This is a genomic window from Roseateles sp. P5_D6 (genome assembly GCF_054049415.1).
Map to the genome: position 1 here is coordinate 155,423 of NZ_JBFUMK010000001.1, position 21,003 is coordinate 176,425.

22 protein-coding genes are annotated in these 21,003 nt (G+C 65.5%); 11 read left to right on the forward strand and 11 right to left on the reverse strand.

Going from position 1 to position 21,003, the window contains the following annotated elements:
- Entirely contained in the window at nt 1-1,173 is a 1,173-nt protein-coding gene (locus ACXJKM_RS00635; protein ID WP_056198294.1) for a GNAT family N-acetyltransferase, read from the reverse strand.
- On the opposite strand from ACXJKM_RS00635, the gene ACXJKM_RS00640 reads away from it, so the two are divergent.
- Nucleotides 1,172-2,836 carry an NAD+ synthase gene (locus tag ACXJKM_RS00640; protein ID WP_457349603.1) on the forward strand — a complete coding sequence of 555 codons (1,665 nt, stop codon included), beginning with the start codon at nt 1,172-1,174 and terminating at the stop codon, nt 2,834-2,836. The two genes, ACXJKM_RS00635 and ACXJKM_RS00640, sit on opposite strands and share 2 nt — an antisense overlap.
- Before the next feature lie 34 nt (nt 2,837-2,870).
- Nucleotides 2,871-3,209 (forward strand): P-II family nitrogen regulator, encoded by a 339-nt coding sequence (locus tag ACXJKM_RS00645; protein WP_056198291.1) that lies wholly within the window; start codon nt 2,871-2,873, stop codon nt 3,207-3,209.
- On the opposite strand, the gene ACXJKM_RS00650 is transcribed toward ACXJKM_RS00645, so the two are convergent.
- The 7 genes from ACXJKM_RS00650 to ACXJKM_RS00680 all read right to left on the reverse strand — a co-directional run bounded on the left by ACXJKM_RS00650 (nt 3,206) and on the right by ACXJKM_RS00680 (nt 7,594).
- Nucleotides 3,206-3,817, reverse strand: coding sequence for a LysE family translocator (locus ACXJKM_RS00650; protein WP_056198289.1), 612 nt, complete (start codon nt 3,815-3,817; stop codon nt 3,206-3,208). The genes ACXJKM_RS00645 and ACXJKM_RS00650 overlap by 4 nt on opposite strands.
- Nucleotides 3,818-3,881: 64 nt before the next feature.
- Complete coding sequence (locus ACXJKM_RS00655; protein WP_457349606.1) at nt 3,882-4,667, reverse strand: AraC family ligand binding domain-containing protein; 786 nt, start codon at nt 4,665-4,667, stop codon at nt 3,882-3,884.
- Between the two features lie 98 nt (nt 4,668-4,765).
- Nucleotides 4,766-5,143: a diacylglycerol kinase gene (locus ACXJKM_RS00660; protein WP_056198286.1), complete on the reverse strand. Its 378-nt coding sequence runs from the start codon at nt 5,141-5,143 to the stop codon at nt 4,766-4,768.
- Nucleotides 5,144-5,216: 73 nt separating this feature from the next.
- Entirely contained in the window at nt 5,217-5,729 is a 513-nt protein-coding gene (locus ACXJKM_RS00665; RefSeq protein ID WP_457349608.1) for an RDD family protein, read from the reverse strand.
- A complete protein-coding gene (locus ACXJKM_RS00670) occupies nt 5,726-6,370 on the reverse strand; it encodes a DUF3106 domain-containing protein (protein ID WP_056198281.1) in 645 nt (214 codons plus the stop codon). Before ACXJKM_RS00670 ends, ACXJKM_RS00665 begins: the two co-directional genes overlap by 4 nt.
- 184 nt (nt 6,371-6,554) lie before the next feature.
- Nucleotides 6,555-7,028 (reverse strand): DUF3619 family protein, encoded by a 474-nt coding sequence (locus ACXJKM_RS00675; protein WP_082532708.1) that lies wholly within the window; start codon nt 7,026-7,028, stop codon nt 6,555-6,557.
- Complete coding sequence (locus ACXJKM_RS00680) at nt 7,025-7,594, reverse strand: RNA polymerase sigma factor (protein ID WP_056198279.1); 570 nt, start codon at nt 7,592-7,594, stop codon at nt 7,025-7,027. Before ACXJKM_RS00680 ends, ACXJKM_RS00675 begins: the two co-directional genes overlap by 4 nt.
- Before the next feature lie 231 nt (nt 7,595-7,825).
- On the opposite strand from ACXJKM_RS00680, the gene ACXJKM_RS00685 reads away from it, so the two are divergent.
- From ACXJKM_RS00685 to ACXJKM_RS00700, 4 genes are all read left to right on the forward strand, one after another.
- The gene (locus ACXJKM_RS00685) at nt 7,826-9,610 is read left to right on the forward strand and encodes an acetolactate synthase 3 catalytic subunit (RefSeq protein WP_457349610.1); all 1,785 of its coding nucleotides are present in this window, start codon (nt 7,826-7,828) and stop codon (nt 9,608-9,610) included.
- 165 nt (nt 9,611-9,775) lie between these two features.
- Nucleotides 9,776-10,267 carry an acetolactate synthase small subunit gene (ilvN, locus tag ACXJKM_RS00690; protein ID WP_056198275.1) on the forward strand — a complete coding sequence of 164 codons (492 nt, stop codon included), beginning with the start codon at nt 9,776-9,778 and terminating at the stop codon, nt 10,265-10,267.
- 48 nt (nt 10,268-10,315) lie between these two features.
- Nucleotides 10,316-11,332: a ketol-acid reductoisomerase gene (gene ilvC / locus ACXJKM_RS00695; RefSeq protein WP_056198273.1), complete on the forward strand. Its 1,017-nt coding sequence runs from the start codon at nt 10,316-10,318 to the stop codon at nt 11,330-11,332.
- Between the two features lie 147 nt (nt 11,333-11,479).
- On the forward strand, nt 11,480-12,871 hold the full coding sequence (locus tag ACXJKM_RS00700) for a hypothetical protein (protein ID WP_457349612.1): 1,392 nt from the start codon (nt 11,480-11,482) through the stop codon (nt 12,869-12,871).
- Nucleotides 12,872-12,888: 17 nt separating this feature from the next.
- On the opposite strand, the gene ACXJKM_RS00705 is transcribed toward ACXJKM_RS00700, so the two are convergent.
- Complete coding sequence (locus ACXJKM_RS00705; RefSeq protein ID WP_457349614.1) at nt 12,889-13,320, reverse strand: DUF1810 domain-containing protein; 432 nt, start codon at nt 13,318-13,320, stop codon at nt 12,889-12,891.
- Nucleotides 13,317-13,655 carry an NIPSNAP family protein gene (locus ACXJKM_RS00710; protein WP_457349616.1) on the reverse strand — a complete coding sequence of 113 codons (339 nt, stop codon included), beginning with the start codon at nt 13,653-13,655 and terminating at the stop codon, nt 13,317-13,319. Before ACXJKM_RS00710 ends, ACXJKM_RS00705 begins: the two co-directional genes overlap by 4 nt.
- Before the next feature lie 83 nt (nt 13,656-13,738).
- Between ACXJKM_RS00710 and pssA the strand changes: the two genes are divergently transcribed.
- The 5 genes from pssA (at nt 13,739) to pbpG (ending at nt 20,152) form a co-directional block, all read left to right on the forward strand.
- Nucleotides 13,739-14,563 carry a CDP-diacylglycerol--serine O-phosphatidyltransferase gene (gene pssA, locus ACXJKM_RS00715; RefSeq protein ID WP_056198267.1) on the forward strand — a complete coding sequence of 275 codons (825 nt, stop codon included), beginning with the start codon at nt 13,739-13,741 and terminating at the stop codon, nt 14,561-14,563.
- Between the two features lie 198 nt (nt 14,564-14,761).
- Complete coding sequence (leuA, locus tag ACXJKM_RS00720) at nt 14,762-16,450, forward strand: 2-isopropylmalate synthase (RefSeq protein WP_056198265.1); 1,689 nt, start codon at nt 14,762-14,764, stop codon at nt 16,448-16,450.
- Entirely contained in the window at nt 16,447-17,988 is a 1,542-nt protein-coding gene (locus tag ACXJKM_RS00725; RefSeq protein ID WP_056198264.1) for a 2-isopropylmalate synthase, read from the forward strand. The genes leuA and ACXJKM_RS00725 overlap by 4 nt, the downstream gene beginning before the upstream one ends.
- Before the next feature lie 163 nt (nt 17,989-18,151).
- Nucleotides 18,152-18,718 carry a PEP-CTERM sorting domain-containing protein gene (locus ACXJKM_RS00730; protein ID WP_200955291.1) on the forward strand — a complete coding sequence of 189 codons (567 nt, stop codon included), beginning with the start codon at nt 18,152-18,154 and terminating at the stop codon, nt 18,716-18,718.
- 438 nt (nt 18,719-19,156) lie between these two features.
- Nucleotides 19,157-20,152, forward strand: coding sequence for a D-alanyl-D-alanine endopeptidase (gene pbpG, locus ACXJKM_RS00735; RefSeq protein ID WP_457349619.1), 996 nt, complete (start codon nt 19,157-19,159; stop codon nt 20,150-20,152).
- 53 nt (nt 20,153-20,205) lie between these two features.
- On the opposite strand, the gene ACXJKM_RS00740 is transcribed toward pbpG, so the two are convergent.
- Nucleotides 20,206-20,976, reverse strand: coding sequence for an IclR family transcriptional regulator (locus tag ACXJKM_RS00740; protein ID WP_056198258.1), 771 nt, complete (start codon nt 20,974-20,976; stop codon nt 20,206-20,208).
- Between the last annotated feature and the right edge of the window lie 27 nt (nt 20,977-21,003).

Consider the following 21,003-nt stretch of genomic DNA (forward strand, 5'->3'; position numbering starts at 1 on the left):
TCAAGGCACTGACTTGAACGGTTGGTGCTCGCCCAGCTCGTCGATATAGCCCGCCATCGCTTCGCCCTCGCGTGCCAGGAAGTCATTGACGGCATCGGCAAAGGAGGGGTGGGCCAGCCAGTGGCTGGACGCGGTCGGCGTCGGCATCAGGCCGCGCGCCATCTTGTGCTCGCCCTGGGCACCGCCCTCGAAGCGCTGGTAGCCGTTGTCTATGCACCAGGCCAGCGGCTGGTAATAGCAGGCGTCGAAATGCAGGTTGGGGATGTGCTCGACGGCGCCCCAGTAACGGCCGAAGGCGGCGCGGCGTTCGGGGTCCAGCGCGATCAGCGAGGTGGCGACGCGCTCGCCCGCCCGCAGCGCCGTGAACATCAGCCAATGCTCGGGCATGTCGCTGGCCATGCGGGCGAAGAAGTCGCGGCTCAGATAGGGCGTGCTGTGGTGTTCGCGGTAGGTCTGCTGGTAGCAGCGGTAGAAGAAGTCCCAGTCCTCGACGCTGATAGCGTTGCCGGCGTTTGCCTCGAACAGGACACCCGCTTCGCGCACGCGGCGCTGCTCCTGCTGGATCTTCTTGCGCTTGTCGCGCTGCAGGCGCGAGAGAAAGGCCGTGAAGTCGGCGTCGCCCTCGGCCGTCCAATGGAACTGCACGCCAGCCCTTGCCATGCAGCCGGCTGCTGAAAGCGCCGCCTGGTCAGCCTCATCGCCGAACAGCACGTGCAGGGACGACGCCTCAGTCTCCCTGGCCAGGGCCCGCAGCGCCTGCGCCAGCAGTGCCCGTGCTTCATCGTCCACGGCCAAGAGCCGGCTGCCCGGCACGGGCGTGAAGGGCACGGCCACCAGCAGCTTGGGGTAGTAGCTCAGCCCATGGCGCTGGTAGGCGTCGGCCCAGGCCCAGTCGAAGACGTATTCGCCATAGCTGTGGGTCTTCAGATAGGCCGGGCAGGCCGCCAGCAGCTCCTCGCCCCGCCACAGCGAAACGAACTGCGGCTGCCAGCCCGTGCCGGCCCCGGCGCTGCCGCTGGCATGCAGGGCGCGCAGATAGGCCAGGCGCATGAAGGGCGTGGGCCGCGCCTGGGCAGAAAGCAGGGCGTCCCAATGGTCTTGCGGCAAGGCGTCGGGTGAAGCGTCGACCCGAATGACAATGCTGCTCTCGTGTTCTGAATCGCTGTCGCCCATGCCCTCGCCCTTGAAGATTGCCCTGGCCCAGATCAATGTCGTCGTCGGCGATCTGGTGGGCAACGCGGACCGCATCATTGCCCAAGCGCGCGCGGCGCACACGGCTGGGGTTGATCTGCTCGTCACGCCCGAGTTGGCGCTGTGCGGCTATCCGCCCGAGGACCTGCTGCTGCGCCCGGCCTTTCTTGAGGCCTGCGACGAGCAGTTGCAGCGCATCGCGGCTGAGCTGGCGGGCTGCGAAGGGCTACATGTCGTGGTTGGACACCCGCGCGAGCGCGAGGGAGGGGCGGTGCGGGAGCGCAGCTGGTCGCTGCCACCCTGCCTGAACGTCGCCTCGGTGCTCGCGGGCGGCCAGGTCGTCGCCAGCTATGCCAAGCGCGAGCTGCCCAACTACCAGGTCTTCGACGAGCGGCGCTATTTCTACTCCGGCAGGGATGCAGGGCTCGGTGCCGTGGTTGTCGACGTCAGAGGCCACCGTGTGGGCCTACTGATATGCGAGGACGCCTGGTTCGAGGAACCCGCCGCGGCCGCCAAGGCCGCAGGTGCGGAGCTGCTCTGCGTCATCAATGCCTCGCCCTTCCACATCGGCAAGGTCGAGGAGCGCGAGGCCCACATGGCCGAGCGCGCCCGCGCCGTGGGCCTGCCGCTGCTCTACGCCCACCTGGTGGGCGGGCAGGACGAGATGGTCTTCGACGGCGCGTCCTTTGCCGTGCAGGCCGACGGCGAACTGGCCATGCGCGCGCCGATGTTCGAGGAGGCGCTGACCATGCTGGAGTTGGACGCCGGTCGGCTGAAGGGCGGCATCACCCCTTTGCCCGAGTACGAGGCACAGGTCTGGCAGGCCCTGGTGACCGGCGTGCGCGACTACCTCGGCAAGAACGGCTTCCCGGGCGCGCTGATCGGCTTGTCGGGGGGCATTGACTCGGCCCTGGTGCTGGCCATCGCTGTGGATGCGTTGGGTGCCGACAAGGTGCGCACCGTGATGATGCCTTCGCCCTACACGGCCGACATCTCCTGGATCGACGCTCGCGACATGGCCGAGCGCCTGGGGGTGCGCTACGACGAGAAGTCCATCGTGCCGATGTTCGATGCCTTCAACACCACGCTGGCCGAGGAGTTCAAGGGCCTGCCGCTGGATGCCACCGAGGAGAACATCCAGGCCCGCATCCGCGGCACGCTGCTGATGGCGCTGTCCAACAAGTTCGGCAGCATCGTGCTGACGACCGGCAACAAGAGCGAGATGGCCACCGGCTACTGCACGCTCTATGGCGACATGGCGGGCGGCTTTGCCGTCATCAAGGACGTGGCCAAGACCCTGGTGTTCCGCCTCGCCCGCTGGCGCAATGCGCAAGGCGCCGAGATCATCCCCGACCGCATCATCACCCGTCCGCCCTCGGCCGAGCTGCGCCCCGACCAGAAGGATGAGGACAGCCTGCCGCCCTACGCGGTGCTGGACGCCATCCTGGCCCGCTACATGGAGCAGGATCAGTCGATCGCCGAAATTGTTGCCGCCGGTTTCAAGCCGGAGGACGTCGAGCGCGTCACCCGGTTGATCAAGATCAACGAGTACAAGCGCCGCCAGGCGCCAGTGGGCATCCGCATCACCCACCGCGGCTTTGGTCGCGACTGGAGATATCCCATCACCTCCAGGTTCCGTGCGTAAACTTGGGTGAACCTCGCAAACTGGAGCGCTCGCAATGAAGCAAATCACCGCCATCATCAAACCCTTCAAGCTCGACGAAGTGCGCGAGGCGCTGGCCGAAGTAGGCGCGTCGGGCCTGACGGTCACCGAAGTCAAGGGTTTTGGCCGCCAGAAGGGGCACACCGAGCTCTATCGCGGCGCTGAATACGTCGTCGACTTCCTGCCCAAGGTCAAGGTCGAGGTCGTCGTGAAGGACGACGAGGTCGACCGCTGCATCGACGCCATCCTGAAGGCCGCCAAGACCGGCAAGATCGGCGACGGCAAGATCTTCGTGCTGCCGGTCGAGCAAGTGGTGCGCATCCGTACCGGCGAGACGGACGAAGCCGCCGTCTAACGCTGCGTCAGCGCGAGCTTCGCGCCCAGGGCGACGAAGGTCGCTGCAAAGCTGCGGCGCAGCCAGGCCATCGCGGTCTCGCTGCCGAGCACATGCTCGCGCATGCGTGCGGCGAACGCGCCGTAAAGGGCGAACACCCCGAAGGTCATGGCCATGAAGAGGGCCGAGAGCTGCAACATCGCCAGCGTCGGCGCTGCTTCGTCCTTGGCGATGAATTGCGGCAGGAAGGCCAGGAAGAACATGGACAGCTTGGGATTGAGCAGGTTCACGAGCACAGCGTGGCGAATGACCTCCCCATCGGATCGAGTGGTGCCATCGGCTTCGACCTTCAGCACCCCCTGTTCGCGCCAGGTCATCCAGGCGATGTAGAGCAGATAGGCCACGCCGGCGAACTTGACGGCCTCGAAGGCCAGGCTGCTTGCATGCAACAGCGCCGCCAGGCCCGTGATGGCCGCCAGCATGTGGGGCACGACGCCGAGCGTGCAGCCGAAAGCCGCGATGACGGCCATGCGCGCGCCGCGCGATAGGCCGGTGGCGATGGTGACGGCCGCACCCGTGCCCGGTGAGGCGACAACGAGCAGGGACACGGTCAGGAATTCGAGGTTCATGGGGCACTCCTTGATGGAGGCGCCATGCTGCGGCGGATGCGGCCAGTGGGTCTTGAACGAAATTTCAGCGGCTGCGCGCCAGCATCCCAGGCGTCAGACCGAAGTTGCGCACAAAGCAGCGTGTCATGTGGCTCTGGTCCGCGAATCCGCTGGCCGCGGCGGCCTCTGCCAGCGACAGGCCCTCACGCACCAACCGGCGGGCACGCTGCACGCGGCGTTGCAGCAGATAGGCGTGAGGTGGCAGGCCGGTCAGCCGTGTGAACGCGCGCAGGAACTGGTAGCGGCTCATCGCCGCGTCGGTGGCCAAGCCTGATAGCGTCAGTACGGCAGCGGGATCGTCGTCAATGCGCTCGCGCGCGGCGGTGACACCGGCACTCACGGCGGGGCGCTCTACCGAAGAGGGCTTGAGAAGCCGCGCGGTCAGCGTCAGCAGTTCGGCGTCGGAGTGCAACGCGTCGTCCGTGGTGACCGCGTCGAACAGGGCGCGAAAGCGTGCCGTCATGAGGGCATCACGAATGACGGGCGCCTTGAACTCAAACGATGAACCTGGCGCGATGTCCGCTGCCGCATCCAGCAGCCGGGCCGGATCGACATAGAGCATGCGCCAGCACCGCCCGCTCGCATCAAAGGGCGTGCCGTCGTGCACCTCGCCGGGGTTGACCGTGATCAGGTCGCCCGCACCAGCCTCGACGACACCGCACCCGCTGGCCGATTTCTGCGCGCCTCGCTCGATGAGGCCAATGCCGAACTCGTCATGGGTGTGGCGGCCGAAGGCCAGTGCCGAGTCGGCCACGACCACCTCGACGCCGTCGACGTGGCTGGGGATCAGCTTGAAACCGCGGGCCTGCATGGCCCGACTGTGGCATGTCAGTGCCGCCCGGCCGTCCGAAGGCGCTGACGCGCCCCCTCGGGGGCAGCTCATGAAATGCGCGTGGGGGCTGCGTTGCCTCAGCGCAGGTGCTGCCAGACGGCGGCGGCCCAGATGCCGCCAGCAAGCACCAGCGCCATCAGCACGGCGGCGCTGGCAATGTCCTTGGCGCGCTTGGACAGCTCATGCCGCTCGAAGGACACACGGTCAACAACCGCTTCAATGGCGGAGTTCAGCAACTCGACGATGAGCAGCAGCAGCAGCGAGCCCAGCAGCAGCGCCGCTTGCTCCCAGGTGTTGGCCAACCAGAACGCCAGCGGCGCGGCAATGATGCAGAGCCAGGTTTCCTGGCGGAAGGCGCTCTCGCCGGTGTAGGCGGCCTTGAGACCGGCCCAGGAATAGCCGGCGGCGTGGATGATGCGGTCCAGGCCGGTCCGGCCCTTGTGCGGGTTGGTCATGGGGCACCCTTAGGCCTGCGGCCTTGTCCCGCCAGGCGGGAGCGAGTTTGCTTGGGACGGCCCGGCGCTGCGCTCATGAGCGCACGGGAAGTTGGGTGATGACGCGCGAACCGCAGAGGGCGTCGTGCAGGAATTGTCGCTGCGGGTGCAGGCGTGCAATCAGCAGGTAGCCGGCGATGCCGGCCAGCAGGCTGCCGATGATGGCGCCGCCGCCGTGCAGGCCCAGCGCCCAGACGCTGATCAGCGCCGGCAGGAACCACAGCCAGCTCAAGCAGTAGCGCAGCAACGCACGGCCCCAGCGCAGCGGCCGGCCGGCGGCGTCGGTGACGCGCAGATGCCAGGTCTTCATCGCCAGCGTCTGACCCGTGCGCGTCCAGAAGCCGACGAAGTACAGGCCCAGCACGATGAAAAGGCTCACCGCCATGCCCGTGCGACCCTCCAGCGCATGCTGCTGGCGCGTCAGCACCGAGTAGAGGAAGCCGGCGAAGAAGACCACGCCGAACAGCAGTACGCCTTCGTAGAGAAAGGCCGCGAAACGTCTCGCCAGGCCCGCAGGCGCGGCGTTCGTGTCGACCAACGCCGTCATGTGCGCGGTACGGACGCGGGTGGCGCCTTCAGCGATTTTGGCAGCAGCGTCTTGGGGTCCACCAGGGCCGGATCGGCCACCACCTTGGTCTCACCCGCTGCGTGGTGGGCCGGCAGGACGAGGCCGCGCGTGATCAGGACCGTCGTAGCACCCGGCTTGGCCTGGATGAGACTGCCTGTCACGGGTGTCGGCGTGACGAGCTTGGGCGCCGCGGGCACGATATTGGACTTGGGCACCGCAGTCAGCGGCTTGGCCACCGGGCTGGCGGCCTTGGTCTGGGCCTGACGGCGCGCAACGGCCTTGTCGGCAAGCTCCTGGCGTTTTTCCTGGGGCAGCGCCTGGTAGGCCTCCCACTTGGCCTGACGCTGCTCGGAATCCACCTGTTTGGCCACCTGGAAGCCGATGCGGGCATCGACTCGCTCGCCCGGCGTCAGATTGGCCCAGTCACGCATGCGTTCATGCAGGCGGTTGAGTTCGGCAGGCGGCAGCACGGCCAGACGCGGCGTCGCATTCAGCCACTTGCTGCGCTGGTTGGGGCCGAGCTTGTCCCAGTCCTTCGCCAGCGGTGCGAGGAGGTCGCGCTGCGCTGGCGTCAGTGCCTGCCAGGTCGGTGCGGCGGCCAGCGCGGAGACCGGCGACATGACAGGTGCTGCCGGTCGAACTGCGGGAGGGGAGATGGCCGCGCTTGCTGCAATGGCATCTGGCGCCGAAGCCGCGTCTTGTGTCTGCGCAAAAGCAGAAAACCCCGCTGCGGTGAGCAGCAGGGCAATCAACGGGCGGAGAGGGGCGGGAGGCCTCCGCGCGGCTCGGCTCATGGGCATCCGGTCATTCTTGACCGTCTCTCAGGAATTCGGCGAAGCCCGGATCGCTGAAGGCGGAGGGCGGCAGGTTGTCGCTGAGCAGCGCCGTGTCCACCTCAGCGGCGGCGACGATCTGTTCATGGATCTGGCCTTGTTGCATCAACAGCAGCCCGGCCAGCAGCGCCAGCAGCGGGAGGGCGGACGCAAGCTTGGACCATAGGCCGTTGTTGCCGCCGGCACCGCGCGGGCCGCCGCTCAGGGCCAGCGTCGAACCCATCTGCACCACCCCAGGGCTGGCCGTGCTTACCGAGGTGCGCGCAGCGCGGGCCTGGGCGGCGCGGGCCAAGGCTTGCTCACGTGCGAAGCGCAGACGTTCGGACACGTCATGCGGCAGTGTGGCGTTGCGCTCGGTCAGGCCAGCAGCGACACGCAGGCCAAAACGCGTGACGCGAGCATCCAGGTCGGCAGGGAAGGTGGAAAATTTCGACGGCGACTTCATAGCGTGATCCCCTTGGCCTTGAGCGACTTCGCCAGCGAATGGACGGCGCGGGAACAGTGAGTTTTGACACTGCCTTCCGAGCAACCCATCACAGACGCGGTCTCTGCAACATCCAGTTCCTCCCAGTAACGCAGCAGGAAGGCTTCGCGTTGACGCGTCGGCAGCTGTTCGACTTCCGTCTCGATGCGCTGCAAGATCTGCGCCCGGCTGACCTCATCCGCGGCGCTCAAGGCGCCCATGGCGCCTTCCTGGGTTTCAAGGATCTCCAGCAGGTCGAAATCACCGTCGCCATCGCCGCCGCCCTCGAACTCCGACATATTTGTCATGACGGCCCGGCGCGTCTTCTGGCGACGGAAGTAGTCCATCGTCGCGTTCGACAGGATGCGCTGGAACAGCAGCGGCAACTCGGCCGCGGGGCGGTCGAAATAGTTCTCGGCCAGCTTGATCATGGCGTCCTGGACGATGTCCAGGGCGGCATCGTCGTCTCGAACCACGTAGGCCGTGCGCTTGAAGGCGCGGCGGTCGACGGTACGCAGGAAATCGTTGAGTTCTTTGTCGGTGGCCAAGGCGGGGAGGCAGGTCCGGGCGGCAGCTCGGATTATGGCATTCGTCTGATACGAAGGCTCACACGATTTTGCTCGGCATAATGTTGCTTCGCACAAAGAGTCAATGGTCTCTCAGTGGCCGCCCGACTGGGGCTCCATCTGTTGATCGCGCAGGTTCCAAATCCGCTTCACGAGGGCGAGAAGAGGGACACCAATGGTTTTTCGTTAGAGAAATTCACAAAGGTTCTAAAAATGGACATGTCTGCCGCGGATATCAAGCGCGCCGCCCTGGCGCAGCCGAATTCCCAATCCCCCAATTCCACCGCGGAGCTCAATGGCTCCGAGATCCTCGTTCGCTGCCTGCAGGCCGAAGGGGTGCGCCATCTCTGGGGTTACCCCGGCGGCGCGGTGCTCTACATCTACGACGCCCTCTACAAGCAGGAAAGCATCCAGCACGTGCTGGTGCGCCACGAGCAGGCGGCCGTACACGCCGCCGACGGCTTTGCCCGGGCGACCGGCGAAGTCGGTGTGGCGCTGGTCACCTCGGGCCCAGGAGTCACGAATGCCGTGACCGGCATCGCGACGGCCTACATGGACTCGATCCCGATGGTCATCATCACGGGTCAAGTGCCAACGCCCGCGATCGGCCTGGATGCCTTTCAGGAGTGCGACACGGTCGGCATCACGCGCCCCATCGTCAAGCACAACTTCCTGGTGAAGGACGTGCGCGACCTGGCGCTGACGCTGAAGAAGGCCTTCCACATCGCCCGTACCGGCCGCCCCGGCCCGGTCGTCGTGGACATTCCGAAGGACGTGTCGCTCGCGAAGACGACGTTCAGCTATCCGGACCGCATCGAAATGCGCTCCTACAACCCGGTCAAGAAGGGCCATAGCGGCCAGATCCGCAAGGCGGTCCAACTGCTGCTGCAGGCCAAGCGCCCTTACATCTACACGGGCGGCGGCGTCATCCTAGGTGAAGCCACGGCGGAGCTGCGCCAGCTGGTCGACATGCTGGGCTTCCCCTGCACGAACACGCTGATGGGCCTGGGTGCCATGCCCGGCACCGACCCGCGCTTCCTGGGCATGCTGGGCATGCACGGCACGTACGAGGCCAACATGACCATGCAGCACTGCGACGTGCTGCTGGCCGTGGGCGCGCGCTTCGATGACCGCGTCATCGGCAACCCCAAGCACTTCGGTTCGGTCGAGCGCAAGATCATCCACGTGGACATCGACCCCTCGTCAATCTCCAAGCGCGTGCGCGTCGACATTCCCATTGTCGGCGACGTGAAGGACGTGCTGCAGGAGCTGATCGCCCAGCTGAAGGAAGCGCAGGCCAAGCCGGATGCGGACGCCGTCAACGCATGGTGGAATCAGATCAATGAATGGCGCGGCCGTGACTGCCTGGTCTACAAGGGCTCGGACGAGGTCATCAAGCCGCAGATGGTCGTCGACACGCTGTGGAAGCTGACCCGCGACCGCGACACCTACATCACCAGCGACGTCGGCCAGCACCAGATGTGGGCCGCGCAGTACTACAAGTTCGACCAGCCGCGCCGCTGGATCAACTCCGGCGGCCTGGGCACCATGGGCGTGGGCCTGCCCTATGCGATGGGCATCAAGCTGGCCAAGCCGGAGTCGGATGTGTTCTGCATCACCGGCGAAGGCAGCATCCAGATGTGCATCCAGGAGCTGTCGACCTGCTTCCAGTACAAGACGCCGGTCAAGATCGTCTCGCTGAACAACCGCTACCTGGGCATGGTGCGCCAGTGGCAGCAGCTGGACTACGGCGGCCGCTACTCGCACAGCTACATGGACGCGCTGCCCGACTTCGTGAAGCTGGCCGAGGCCTATGGCCACGTCGGCATCCTGGTCGAGAAGCCCAGCGACGTCGAGCCCGCGCTGAAGGAAGCGATGCGCCTGACCGACCGTACCGTCTTCCTGGACATCCGCACCGATCCGACCGAGAACGTCTGGCCCATGGTCAAGGCGGGCAAGGGCATTTCCGAGATGCTGCTGGGATCGGAAGACCTGTGAGCGCCTGAAATCGGCAGCTCTGGCTGGCGTTACCGCGCCAGTCGGGGTTGCCGCTGAAAAGCGCAAGCAGTCCGACACCCGCAGCGATCCACTCCACTCGAACCCGCAGCCAAGGTCCGCTGGTTACCGCCAGCGGCACTGAAGAGCGCGAAGGACGAAGAACCCATGAAACACATCATTGCTTTGCTCATCGAGAACGAGCCGGGTGCGCTGTCGCGCGTCGTCGGCCTGTTCTCGGCCCGCGGCTACAACATCGAGAGCCTGACCGTCGCGCCGACGGAAGACCCGTCCCTCTCGCGCATGACCATCGTGACGACGGGCAGCGACGAGGTCATCGAGCAGATCACCAAGCACCTGAACCGCCTCATCGAGGTCGTCAAGGTGGTCGACCTGACCGAGGGCAACTACACCGAGCGTGAGCTGATGCTCATCAAGGTGCGCGCCGTCGGCAAGGAGCGCGAGGAAATCAAGCGCACCGCCGACATCTTCCGTGGCCGCGTCATCGACGTGACCGAGAAGACCTACACGATCGAGCTGACCGGCGACGCCGGCAAGCTCGACGCCTTCATCGATGCGATCGACCGTGCGTCCATCCTCGAAACCGTACGCACCGGCGCCAGCGGCATCGGCCGCGGCGAGCGCATCCTGCGCGTCTGATCCGCCTTCACCCCAACACACCACAGTTTTTTCCTGGAGCGACCCATCATGAACGTCTACTACGACAAGGACGCCGATCTCAGCCTCATCAAGGGCAAGAACGTCACCATCATCGGCTACGGCTCACAAGGCCATGCCCACGCGCAGAACCTGAACGACAGCGGCTGCAAGGTCACCGTCGCGCTGCGCCGCAGCGGCGCGTCCTGGTCCAAGGCCGAAGGCGCGGGCCTCAAGGTCGCCGAGATCGCCGACGCCGTGAAATCGGCCGACGTGGTCATGATCCTGCTGCCCGACGAGCAGATCGCCGACGTCTACAAGAACGAGGTCGAGCCCAACATCAAGCAGGGCGCGTCGCTGGCCTTCGCACACGGCTTCAACGTCCACTACGGCCAGGTGCAGCCGCGCGCTGACCTGGATGTCTGGATGGTCGCTCCCAAGGCCCCCGGCCATACGGTGCGCAACACGTATCGCCAGGGTGGCGGCGTGCCTCACCTGATCGCCATCTACCAGGACAAGACCGGCAAGGCCCGTGACCTGGCCCTGAGCTATGCCGCAGCCAACGGTGGCGGCAAGGCCGGCATCATCCAGACCAGTTTCCGCGAAGAGACCGAGACCGACCTCTTCGGCGAGCAGGCCGTGCTGTGCGGCGGCGCCGTGGAACTGATCAAGGCGGGCTTCGAGACGCTGACGGAAGCCGGCTACGCCCCCGAGATGGCCTACTTCGAATGCCTGCACGAGCTCAAGCTCATCGTGGACCTGATCTACGAAGGCGGCATCGCCAACATGAACTACTCGATCTCGAACAACGCCGAGTACGGTGAGTACGTGACCGGCCCGCGCGTCGTCACCGAAGACACCAAGAACGCGATGCGCCAGTGCCTGAAGGACATCCAGACGGGCGAATACGCCAAGAGCTTCATCCTCGAGAACAAGGCCGGCGCTCCGACGCTGATCAGCCGCCGCCGCCTGACGGCCGAGCACCCCATCGAGCAGGTCGGTGAGAAGCTGCGCGAAATGATGCCCTGGATCAAGGCCAACAAGCTGGTGGACAAGGCGAAGAACTGATCGCCAGCCCGCTCGCTACAGATTGAAAGGCCGGTGCCGAGGGGCGCCGGCCTTTTTTGTTGGGGAACCGATCCGCTGCTTTCCGTCACGAAGGCTGGTGATGGCAGGCGCGCCTGCGCCGACGTTCAACTGTGGAGGTGCCTGATCTTGGACAAGTCGCTCCCTGAAACGACCGCTGTGCGCGAGGTGCTGGAGTCGATCAAGAGCACCGAGGTCGTCGTCGATGAAATAGTTGCGCCCGGTGCCGTGTCCTTGAAGATCGAGGCACGTGGTGGCGGCCGGGTCGTGGCCGCGGAAGCCAACGTGCCACTGCGGCTCACGGTCACGGTGATGGGAGCAAGCGGGCCGATGGACGCGGTCGCCACCGATGTCGTCCTGTCCTCTGACGGCAAGCTGTCCGGCGACGTGACGCTGCCGGCCAGTGCCTTTGCTCGCGGCGTCGCCGATGCGCAGGTGCAGTTCACCGAGGCGGCCCAGGGCGTCACGCTCACCGCTCGAAGTGGCGACCTGATGGCTGTCACTGCCCGGTTTGTCGTGCTGCCCGCGCTGGTGCCCTTCACAGGCCGCGGGCCTTTGGTGGCGAACAGAAACGAGATTCAGGGCAAGACCAGGAAGGCGCGCGCCGTGCTGCTTGAGCCGCCGCGCAACCCGGGGTCCGAGGCGCTGGCCATGCTGCGCGCCAAGCGGCCGATCGCTGGCCTGAATTCGGCTGGCCCCAACTCGAAAAAGGCAGAGGACGAACTCGGGGCAGGGCGGTCTGGCGATGCGGGAACGAACTGCCTGTGCTGCACGATGGGTGCGATCACGGGGCAGACGACGACGGCGCTGGTGCACGCAATGATCCGCGACAAGCTCGGCCCCGACATCCGGGCGGGGCTGGATGAATCGTGGAAGACCCAGGACAAGGAGCTTGTGGACGCCGAAGTGCAGCGGCGACTTGAAACGTTGATCGCCGATTACGGGACCATGCAGGACGAAAAGATCTGGTGGCGGCTGGAGAGCCTGAAGAACTTCATGACCAAGGCCTCGGACGAGGTGCCGGGCGAGGACGTCTCGGGGGACGCGCAACTGCGCGGTACGCGCGGTCTGATGGTTTCTGAGGCCAGGCGCCGCAACGCGGAGGCTGGCACCGATGGCATCCGCTACAAGGTCGTCCAGGACGGGGTGGCTGACACCGACCCGTTGAAGAGCAAGACCTATGCGCTGGATGGCGAGATGCAGGCGCAGATGGGCAAGTATCCCGACGGCACCCAGTTCCAGGTGTTCGTCTATGGGTCGATGCATCACTGGCTGTTCGCGGAAAAATACAATGGAAAGGTGGTGATGGAGGACTACCAAAAGTCCAAACCACCGGTCGGCATCAAGGCCTCAGCCAGCGGACCGACGGGCTACACGGGTGACGACGTGCCGCACCATCCGGTCGCTCAGGAGCAGTCAGGCGTTTTCACGCAGGGCTATTTCCTTGCCATCTGCCCGGAGTCGTTCGACGCCAGCCAGGCCTGGGCCGGCAACAGGGACTGGCCGCAGCTCACGATGTGAGGATCACGGCTCGTGAATCACATCCGCGTGCCGCCGGCCAGCAGTCTCAACGTCGCCCCATCCCGCTCCCCGTTGTAGAGCTTCTCCAGCGTCCGTCCAAACAGGTGGTCCGGCTCGCCTGCCACCGACTCGAACAAGGTCAGGCAGGACTTGAACTTCATCGCGTCCAGGTCGCCCAGGATGCGCTCGGCCGACTTGCCCTCGTGAGCCTGCATGGCTTGCACACAATCACGCAGCCGCGCGCCCAGCACCGGATGGGCGAGATAGGCCTCGGCTTCCGCGCGGCCTGCGATGCCGTATTCATGCGCCATGGCGCTGCGCCCCAGCCCGCGCAACTGCGGCAGCACGAACCAGATCCAGTGACCGGTCTTGCGGCCGGCCTTGAGCTCGGCCAGCGCCTGCTCGTACCGCCCCTGCTGAGCCTGAACGAAGCGGTCGAGTGTGCTCATGGCATGCCGTTGTGGGCTCGCAGCGCCTCGACGGCTTCATCGGGCAGCCAAAGCAGCGTGTTCAGATAGTCGTCCAGGCAGTCCACCAGTGCCGCACGCGGCCCCTCTCGCCAGGCAGCCGAGCCATAAAAGGCATCCTGCTGCGCAACCAGTTGTTCCCGGCTGTCGAACGCGCGGATCAGGAAGAAGCTCTCGTGCTCATGGTCCGAGCGCCCAAAGGCCACGACGTCCATGCCGCTGGCTCGCACCAGCGGCAGCGCAGCCTGTACCGCAGGGACGAAGCGCTCGGCGCAGCCGGGGTTGAGCTTGTAGGTGCGGACCTCGATCAGTTTCATGGTCATGAGTTGGAGTGGATGCGCACTGCATGCTAGGCCTTCGCGAATGCCGAAGCAGGGCCCCCTGAGCTATCCTGCCGCCCATGATTCCCGAGCCCACCGAGGACGACGAGCCCAGCCTCGCCGTCCGCCCCCGCCGCAAAGGCATCTACGCTCTGCCCAACGCGATCACGCTGGGCGCGCTGTTCAGCGCCTTCTATGCCATCGTCATGGCCATGAACGGCCGCTTCGAGGTGGCCTGTGTTGCCATCTTTGCCGCTGCCATCCTCGATAGTCTTGATGGCCGCGTCGCACGCATGACCAATACCCAGTCAGCCTTCGGCGAGCAGATGGACAGCCTGTCCGACATGGTGGCCTTCGGTGCCGCGCCGGCGTTGATCGTCTACATGTGGGCGCTCAAGGACATGGGCAAGCCGGGCTGGATTCCGGCCTTCGTCTATATCGCCGGCGCTGCACTGCGGCTGGCACGCTTCAACGTCAACATCGGCGTGGTGGACAAGCGCTATTTCCAGGGGCTGCCAAGCCCCGCGGCAGCGGCGATCGTGATGGGCCTGATCTGGGCCGTCGTGGATCGGAAGGAGTACACCGGTGTCCAGCCCGGGGGTTGGGTCGCCTGGGTGGCTTACGGCATCACCTTGTTCGCCGGGCTTTCGATGGTGACGAACGCTCCGTTCTACAGCTTCAAAGTCTTCGACCGGCGGCGCAGCGTGCCCTTCATCGTGTTGGTTGTGATCATGCTTGGCATCGGCCTTGCCGCACTCGATCCATCGCGCGTTCTCTTCGGTGTCTTCTGCGTCTATGGCCTGTCGGGGTATGTCATCTATGGCTGGCGCAAGTCCAAGGGCAAGCCCGTCAGCGTCATCTCCACCAGCACCGACGAGCCGGATGAACGTGGCTTGCATCAATAGCCATTCATGCTAGATTCCCGACCCATGAGCCGCGCCACGCGAATTAGCCTGCTACTAGCCCTAGAGGAACCACGGGTTCGCTAGTCAGTCGCGCACGTACGCTCACACCTGACCCCAACGGCCCGTATGCAACCGCAGCGGGCCGTTCGTGTTTTCAAAGGCTGCTGGTTGCGCCACCCACCCTCGGATGGAACACCCATGTTGAAGCAACCGCAGCAAAAGTACCGCTCCTTCGCCCCGATCGCATTGCCGGACCGCCGCTGGCCCGATGCCGTGCTGACCCGCGCGCCGATCTGGCTGAGCACCGACCTGCGTGACGGCAACCAGGCGCTGATCGAGCCGATGGACATTGCCCGCAAGCTGCGCATGTTCCAGCAGCTCGTGAAGATCGGCTTCAAGGAGATCGAGGTCGGCTTCCCGTCGGCGTCGCAGACCGAGTTCGACTTCATCCGCCTGCTCATCGACGGCGGACACATCCCCGACGACGTGACCATCCAGGTGCTGACGCAGGCGCGTGCCCACCTGATCGAGCGCACTTTTGAGTCGCTGGATGGCGTAAGGCGCGTCATCGTCCACGTCTACAACGCGGTCGCACCCATCATGCGCCGTGTCGTGCTCGGCACGGACGAGGACGGCATCGTCGAGCTCGCGGCCTCGCACGCCCGCCAGATCAAGGAGCTGGCCGCCGCACGGCCAGGCGTGGACTGGCGCTTCGAGTATTCGCCCGAAATGTTTTCTGGCACCGAGCTGGCCTTCAGCAAGCGTGTCGTCGATGCGGTGACGGCGGTCTGGCAGCCGACGCCCGAGCGCAAGTGCATCATCAACCTGCCGTCCACCGTCGAGCACAGCACGCCCAATATCTTCGCGGACATGATCGAGTGGATGCACCGCAACCTGGCGCGCCGCGAATCCATCGTGCTGTCCGTGCACCCGCACAACGACCGCGGTACCGGCACGGCGGCTGGTGAGTTCGCGCTGATGGCGGGCGCTGACCGCGTCGAGGGCTGCCTGTTCGGCAACGGCGAGCGCACCGGCAACGTCGACCTCGTCAACATCGCGCTCAACCTTTACACCCAGGGCGTGGACCCGCAGCTCGATTTCTCCGACATCGACGAGGTACGCCGCTGCGTCGAGCATTGCACGCAGATCCCTGTGCATCCGCGCCACCCTTACGTGGGCGACCTCGTCTACACCTCCTTCTCGGGCTCCCACCAGGACGCCATCAAGAAAGCCTTCGCAGCCCGCCGGGAGGGGGAGATTTGGGACATGCCCTATCTCCCCGTCGACCCCAAGGACCTGGGCCGCAGCTATGACGCCGTCATCCGCGTGAACAGCCAGTCAGGCAAGGGCGGCATCGCCTATCTGCTGGAAGCGGAATACGGCCTGGAGCTGCCGCGGCGCCTGCAGATCGAGTTCAGCCAGGTCGTACAACGCGTCATGGACGACGCCGGCAAGGAACTGACGGCCGCAGACATCTATGCCATCTTTGAACGCGAGTACGGCATCGGTGACGCTGGCGCGGCCGTCGTGCAGCCGCAGATGACCGAAGTAGCGGGCGGCGCGATGCGCCTGTCGGCCGAAATCGTGTTGGGTGGCTGGATGGGCCATGTGCAGGGAGAGGGCAACGGTCCCATCGATGCCTTCGTCAACGCGCTGTCGACACGCCTGGGCCAAGAGGTGCGTGTGCTGGACTACCACGAGCATTCGATCGGCAGCGGCGCCGATGCGCGCGCGGTGGCCTATCTGGAGCTTCGCGTGGGCGACGTGACTCGCCATGGCGTCGGCATTGATGGCAGCATCGTGCGTGCGTCCATGCAGGCCATCCTGTCCGGCCTGTCTCGCGCACCGGTGGCCGTGCCCCAGATTCGAGAGGAAAACGTGCGATGACCGACAAACTGATCATCTTCGACACCACGCTGCGCGATGGTGAGCAATCGCCCGGCGCGTCCATGACGCGCGAGGAGAAGCTGCGCATCGCCCGCCAACTGGAGCGCATGAAGGTCGACATCATCGAGGCCGGTTTCGCGGCATCGAGCAATGGTGACTTCGAGGCGGTCAAGGCCATTGCCGCGGCGGTCAAGGACAGCACGGTCTGTTCACTGGCCCGCGCCAACGACCGTGACATCTCACGAGCGGCCGAAGCGCTGGCACCTGCTCACCGGGCTCGCATCCACACCTTCATCGCCACCAGCGAACTCCACATGGAGAAGAAGCTGCGCATGACCCGCGAGCAGGTGCTGGAGCAGGCCATGCTGGCGGTGCGCTTCGCGCGCAACCTGTGCGGCGACATCGAGTTCTCGCCCGAGGACGGCTACCGCTCCGACATCGACTTTCTCGCCCGAGTCTGCGAGGCCGTCATCAAGGAAGGCGCCGGCACCATCAACATCCCCGACACGGTGGGCTATGCCATTCCCGAGCTGTATGGCGACTTTCTGCGCCGCCTGCGCGAGAAGGTGCCCAACTCCGACCAGGCCATCTGGAGCGTGCACTGCCACAACGACCTGGGCATGGCGGTCGCCAATTCCCTGGCCGGCGTGAAGATTGGCGGCGCTCGCCAGGTGGAATGCACCATCAACGGCCTGGGCGAGCGCGCCGGCAACTGTTCGCTCGAAGAGGTCGTCATGGCCGTCAAGACGCGGCGCGACTATTTCGGCCTGGATGTCGGCCTCGACACGTCGCAGATCGTGCCGGCCTCCAGGCTGGTATCGCAGACGACCGGCTTCGTCGTGCAGCCCAACAAGGCCGTCGTCGGCGCCAACGCCTTCGCGCACGCCTCAGGCATCCACCAGGACGGCGTGCTGAAGGCGCGCGACACCTATGAAATCATGCGCGCCGAGGATGTGGGCTGGGCGGCCAACAAGATCGTGCTGGGCAAGCTGTCTGGCCGCAATGCCTTCAAGGCGCGGCTGCAGGAGCTTGGCATCCAGTTGGAGAGTGAAGCCGAGGTCAATGCGGCCTTCCAGCGTTTCAAGGATCTGGCCGACCGCAAGAACGAGATCTTCGATGAGGACATCGTTGCCCTCGTGATGGACGAGTCGGTCATCAACGACGCCGAGCACTACCGCCTGCTGTCGCTCGCCCAACGCAGCGAGACCGGGGAGCGCCCGCACGCAGCCATCGTCTTCGCCGTGGGGCTCCAGGAGCATCGCGCGGAAAGCGACGGCAACGGTCCGGTCGACGCGACGCTGCGCGCCATCGAGTCGGTCGTGCAGTCGGGGGCAGAGATGCTGCTGTATTCCGTCAACGCGATCACGGGTGGCAGCACGGAGTCACAGGGTGAGGTGACGGTGCGGCTGCAGCATGCCGGTCGGGTGGTGAACGGGGTCGGCGCCGACCCCGACATCATCGTGGCGTCGGCCAAGGCCTACTTGAGCGCACTGAACAAGCTGCAGAGCAAGGCCGAGCGCGTGGCAGCCCAAGGCTAGCCCGCCGTCGCGCCCAGAAGCGTCGAGTTTTTTGACAGTCGCAGCGCGGCATTGGCAGCGTCCTTTGCTAAACCGTTGATCGCTCTGAGTTTTTCCATCAATCTTGTGGATGGTCCGGAAATTGCGTGACGTCGGCGTCCGCATCCGAAACCCTGGAGTACCCATGTCGTCGATCGCCCGCCTTCTGAAAGCCTTCACCCTCTCCGTCGGTATCTTGGCTGGTAGTTTGGCTGGTGCAGCGCCCACGATCAGCTATTCGGGCGGCGTTGCAGTCGGCATCCAGGACCTGGAGGTCGATGGCCTGACCTATGACGTTTCCTTTGTCTTCGGGCCCTACAACACGGTCTTTGCCTCTGACGCCCCGACCTTCCTCGGCGACGAGGCGGCTGCGAATGAGGCGGCGGACGCCCTTCTGGCGGTTCTGGGAGCGCCTCCCACCGTCGTCATCGGCGACCCGTCGAGCTGCTGCGGGGTTCTTTGGGTGGCGTTCGCTGACCAGTTCCAAGGCAATATTGGCCAATACCAGGCAACGCAGACGGGCTATCAGGATGGCACCGGCGCCACCTGGCAGCGTTTTGGGTCGTTCGTGGACTCGAAGACGGCCAACCGCACCGAGAACAATTGGGCCTTTGCCGTGTTCACCCCGAACACCGTGCCTGAACCGGGCTCGCTGGCCCTTGTTGGCTTGGCAATCGCGGGTCTCGGCGTCGCGCGCCGCCGCGCTTCCTGATCGGCTAAGGATGGCGCCACGCCGCGCCAACATCCCGCACCCCCATTGCTGCTGTAACCGCCGTGATCCCTGTCACGGCGGTTGCAACCGTTTCCATGTCCCCGTGGAATTTGGCGCGCAAAGCAGCCGCTGCTCCTGCTTCAAAAGGCAGCCTACCGCCCGAGAATGACGCCCAGAGGCACTCGCAGGCAACGAGCGGGTCGATCGACTGAGCGGCAATCCTTGGTATTCGGGGCCGACCCGATTCCCAGACGCTGTCAGCCAAGGCCTACTTGCATGCGTTTGGAGCCCGTTGCGAAGCGAAAGAGCCGGTGGCAAGCCCTGAGGTGACGGCCCGTCAATACGGGACAAGAGTTCACTTGAGGTATTTCACTTAAGTTCTTATCTTGTCGGTACTTTTGGCGTCACGTACACTGCCGCCTGCGTTGGGGACCTCCGTTGAAGACATTTGCCGCCGCTTTCCTGAGCCTCACCTTCCTGGCCGCGCTGCCTGGCGCCGCCACGGCAGCCGCCGACACGACCCAATCCAGGGCCATCCGCACTCCCGTCAAAACCGCCGCCGTGCCCACGCGCAAGGTGCGCTCGGTCGTGCTGCGCAGGGCGGTCGCGCCCGTTATCTCGGCTGTGCCCACCTTCGGGCAGGTTGCCGGCCTGCACCAGGTGGATGACCCGCTGGCCCTGAAGTCCAGCGTGGCCTATGTGCTGGACCAGGACACCAACGAGGTGCTGTTCTCCAAGAATCCCCAGGCCGTGCTGCCCATCGCCTCCATCACCAAGCTGATGACGGCGTTGGTGGTGGTCGAGGCCGGGCTGTCGCTGGACGAGAAGATTTCGGTCACCGATGACGACATCGACACCGAGAAGTTCACCCGCTCCCGCCTGGCCGTCGGCACGACGCTGACGCGCGGCGACATGCTGCACCTGGCCCTGATGGCCAGCGAGAACCGCGCCGCCCATGCGCTGGGCCGCAACTACCCCGGTGGCCTGGACGCCTTCGTCGCCGCGATGAACGCCAAGGCCGAGAGCCTGGGCATGGCCGACACCCACTATGTCGAGCCCACCGGCCTGTCGAGCCGCAACCAGAGCAGCGCCGCTGACCTGGCCAAGCTCGTCAATGTGACCAGCCAAGTGCCGCTGCTGCGCGACCTGTCCACCTCCCGCGAAGCGCGCGTGGCCCTGGGCAAGCGCCTGGTGCAGTTCCACAGCACCAACGGCCTGCTGTCCAACCCGCTGTGGGACATCGGCCTGCAGAAGACCGGTTTCATCAACGAGGCCGGCAAATGCCTGGTCATGCAGGCCAGCATGGCCGGCCGCAAGCTGATCATGGTGTTCCTGGATTCCAGCGGCAAGGCGTCGCGGATCGCCGATGCCGAGCGCATGCGCAAGTGGCTGGCCAGCCAGGGCGAGACGGCGACCGCCTCTGCCAAGCTCTGAGCGGTTGAATCCAATGAAAACACGGCGCCTCGGCGCCGTGTTTTGCTTTGGCTTCAGACGCGGTGGCCCAGCGCCGACGAGATCTGAGAGGCCGTTTCCTTCAGCCGGACGACCCAACTCTCCTCCAGCCGGTCGGCCGGTGCTGAGATCGACAAGCCGGCCACCAGCTTGGCTTGGTCGTCATAGATGCCGGCCGCCATGCACCGCACGCCCAGCTCCAGTTCCTCATCGTCGCGGGCAATACCGCGCTGGCGCACCATGGCCAGCTCGCGCTCGAGTGAGCTGATGTCGGTCAAGCTGTTGCGCGTGTGACCCGACAGGCCGGTGCGCGTTGCGTAGGCGCGCACGCGCGGGCTGTCGTCGCTGGCCAAGAAGAGCTTGCCCACTGAGGTGAGGTGCAAGGGCGCGCGGCCGCCCACGGCGCGCACGACCTGCATGCCCGAGCGTTCGGAGTAGGTGCGTTCGATGTAGACAATCTCGTCGCCCTGGCGCACCGACAGGTTGACCGGCTGGTGGGTGAACTTGTGCAGCTCGCGCATGGCCGGCAGGGCGGCGTCGCGCACATCCAGCCGCGCCTTCACGAGGTTGCCCATTTCCAGCATGCGCATGCCGAGTCGATAACTACCGGCTTCGGGGCGATCCACGTATCGACCGAGGGTCAGGTCATTGAGAATCCGGTGCGCCGTGGAGGGGTGCAGCCCGGTAGCCTCGGACAAGGCCTTCAGCGACACCGGGTCCTGGTGGCTCGCCAGCACGTCCAGCAGAGAGAACATGCGCTCCAGCACCTGGATCGCCGGGGTCTGCTGGGCCTCTTTGGATTTCATGGCTTCATTGTGGGGGAGATTGCCAGT

Excerpts from the sequence above, each read along its gene's own strand:
- ACXJKM_RS00640 (WP_457349603.1), top strand. The coding sequence starts at position 1,172 with ATGCCCTCGCCCTTGAAGATTGCCCTGGCCCAGATCAATGTCGTCGTC.
- ACXJKM_RS00635 (WP_056198294.1), bottom strand. The coding sequence starts at position 1,173 with ATGGGCGACAGCGATTCAGAACACGAGAGCAGCATTGTCATTCGGGTC.
- ACXJKM_RS00645 (WP_056198291.1), top strand. The coding sequence starts at position 2,871 with ATGAAGCAAATCACCGCCATCATCAAACCCTTCAAGCTCGACGAAGTG.
- ACXJKM_RS00650 (WP_056198289.1), bottom strand. The coding sequence starts at position 3,817 with ATGAACCTCGAATTCCTGACCGTGTCCCTGCTCGTTGTCGCCTCACCG.
- ACXJKM_RS00655 (WP_457349606.1), bottom strand. The coding sequence starts at position 4,667 with ATGCAGGCCCGCGGTTTCAAGCTGATCCCCAGCCACGTCGACGGCGTC.
- ACXJKM_RS00660 (WP_056198286.1), bottom strand. The coding sequence starts at position 5,143 with ATGACCAACCCGCACAAGGGCCGGACCGGCCTGGACCGCATCATCCAC.
- ACXJKM_RS00665 (WP_457349608.1), bottom strand. The coding sequence starts at position 5,729 with ATGACGGCGTTGGTCGACACGAACGCCGCGCCTGCGGGCCTGGCGAGA.
- ACXJKM_RS00670 (WP_056198281.1), bottom strand. The coding sequence starts at position 6,370 with ATGTCGCCGGTCTCCGCGCTGGCCGCCGCACCGACCTGGCAGGCACTG.
- ACXJKM_RS00675 (WP_082532708.1), bottom strand. The coding sequence starts at position 7,028 with ATGAAGTCGCCGTCGAAATTTTCCACCTTCCCTGCCGACCTGGATGCT.
- ACXJKM_RS00685 (WP_457349610.1), top strand. The coding sequence starts at position 7,826 with ATGGACATGTCTGCCGCGGATATCAAGCGCGCCGCCCTGGCGCAGCCG.
- ilvN (WP_056198275.1), top strand. The coding sequence starts at position 9,776 with ATGAAACACATCATTGCTTTGCTCATCGAGAACGAGCCGGGTGCGCTG.
- ilvC (WP_056198273.1), top strand. The coding sequence starts at position 10,316 with ATGAACGTCTACTACGACAAGGACGCCGATCTCAGCCTCATCAAGGGC.
- ACXJKM_RS00705 (WP_457349614.1), bottom strand. The coding sequence starts at position 13,320 with ATGAGCACACTCGACCGCTTCGTTCAGGCTCAGCAGGGGCGGTACGAG.
- ACXJKM_RS00710 (WP_457349616.1), bottom strand. The coding sequence starts at position 13,655 with ATGAAACTGATCGAGGTCCGCACCTACAAGCTCAACCCCGGCTGCGCC.
- pssA (WP_056198267.1), top strand. The coding sequence starts at position 13,739 with ATGATTCCCGAGCCCACCGAGGACGACGAGCCCAGCCTCGCCGTCCGC.
- leuA (WP_056198265.1), top strand. The coding sequence starts at position 14,762 with ATGTTGAAGCAACCGCAGCAAAAGTACCGCTCCTTCGCCCCGATCGCA.
- ACXJKM_RS00725 (WP_056198264.1), top strand. The coding sequence starts at position 16,447 with ATGACCGACAAACTGATCATCTTCGACACCACGCTGCGCGATGGTGAG.
- ACXJKM_RS00730 (WP_200955291.1), top strand. The coding sequence starts at position 18,152 with ATGTCGTCGATCGCCCGCCTTCTGAAAGCCTTCACCCTCTCCGTCGGT.
- ACXJKM_RS00740 (WP_056198258.1), bottom strand. The coding sequence starts at position 20,976 with ATGAAATCCAAAGAGGCCCAGCAGACCCCGGCGATCCAGGTGCTGGAG.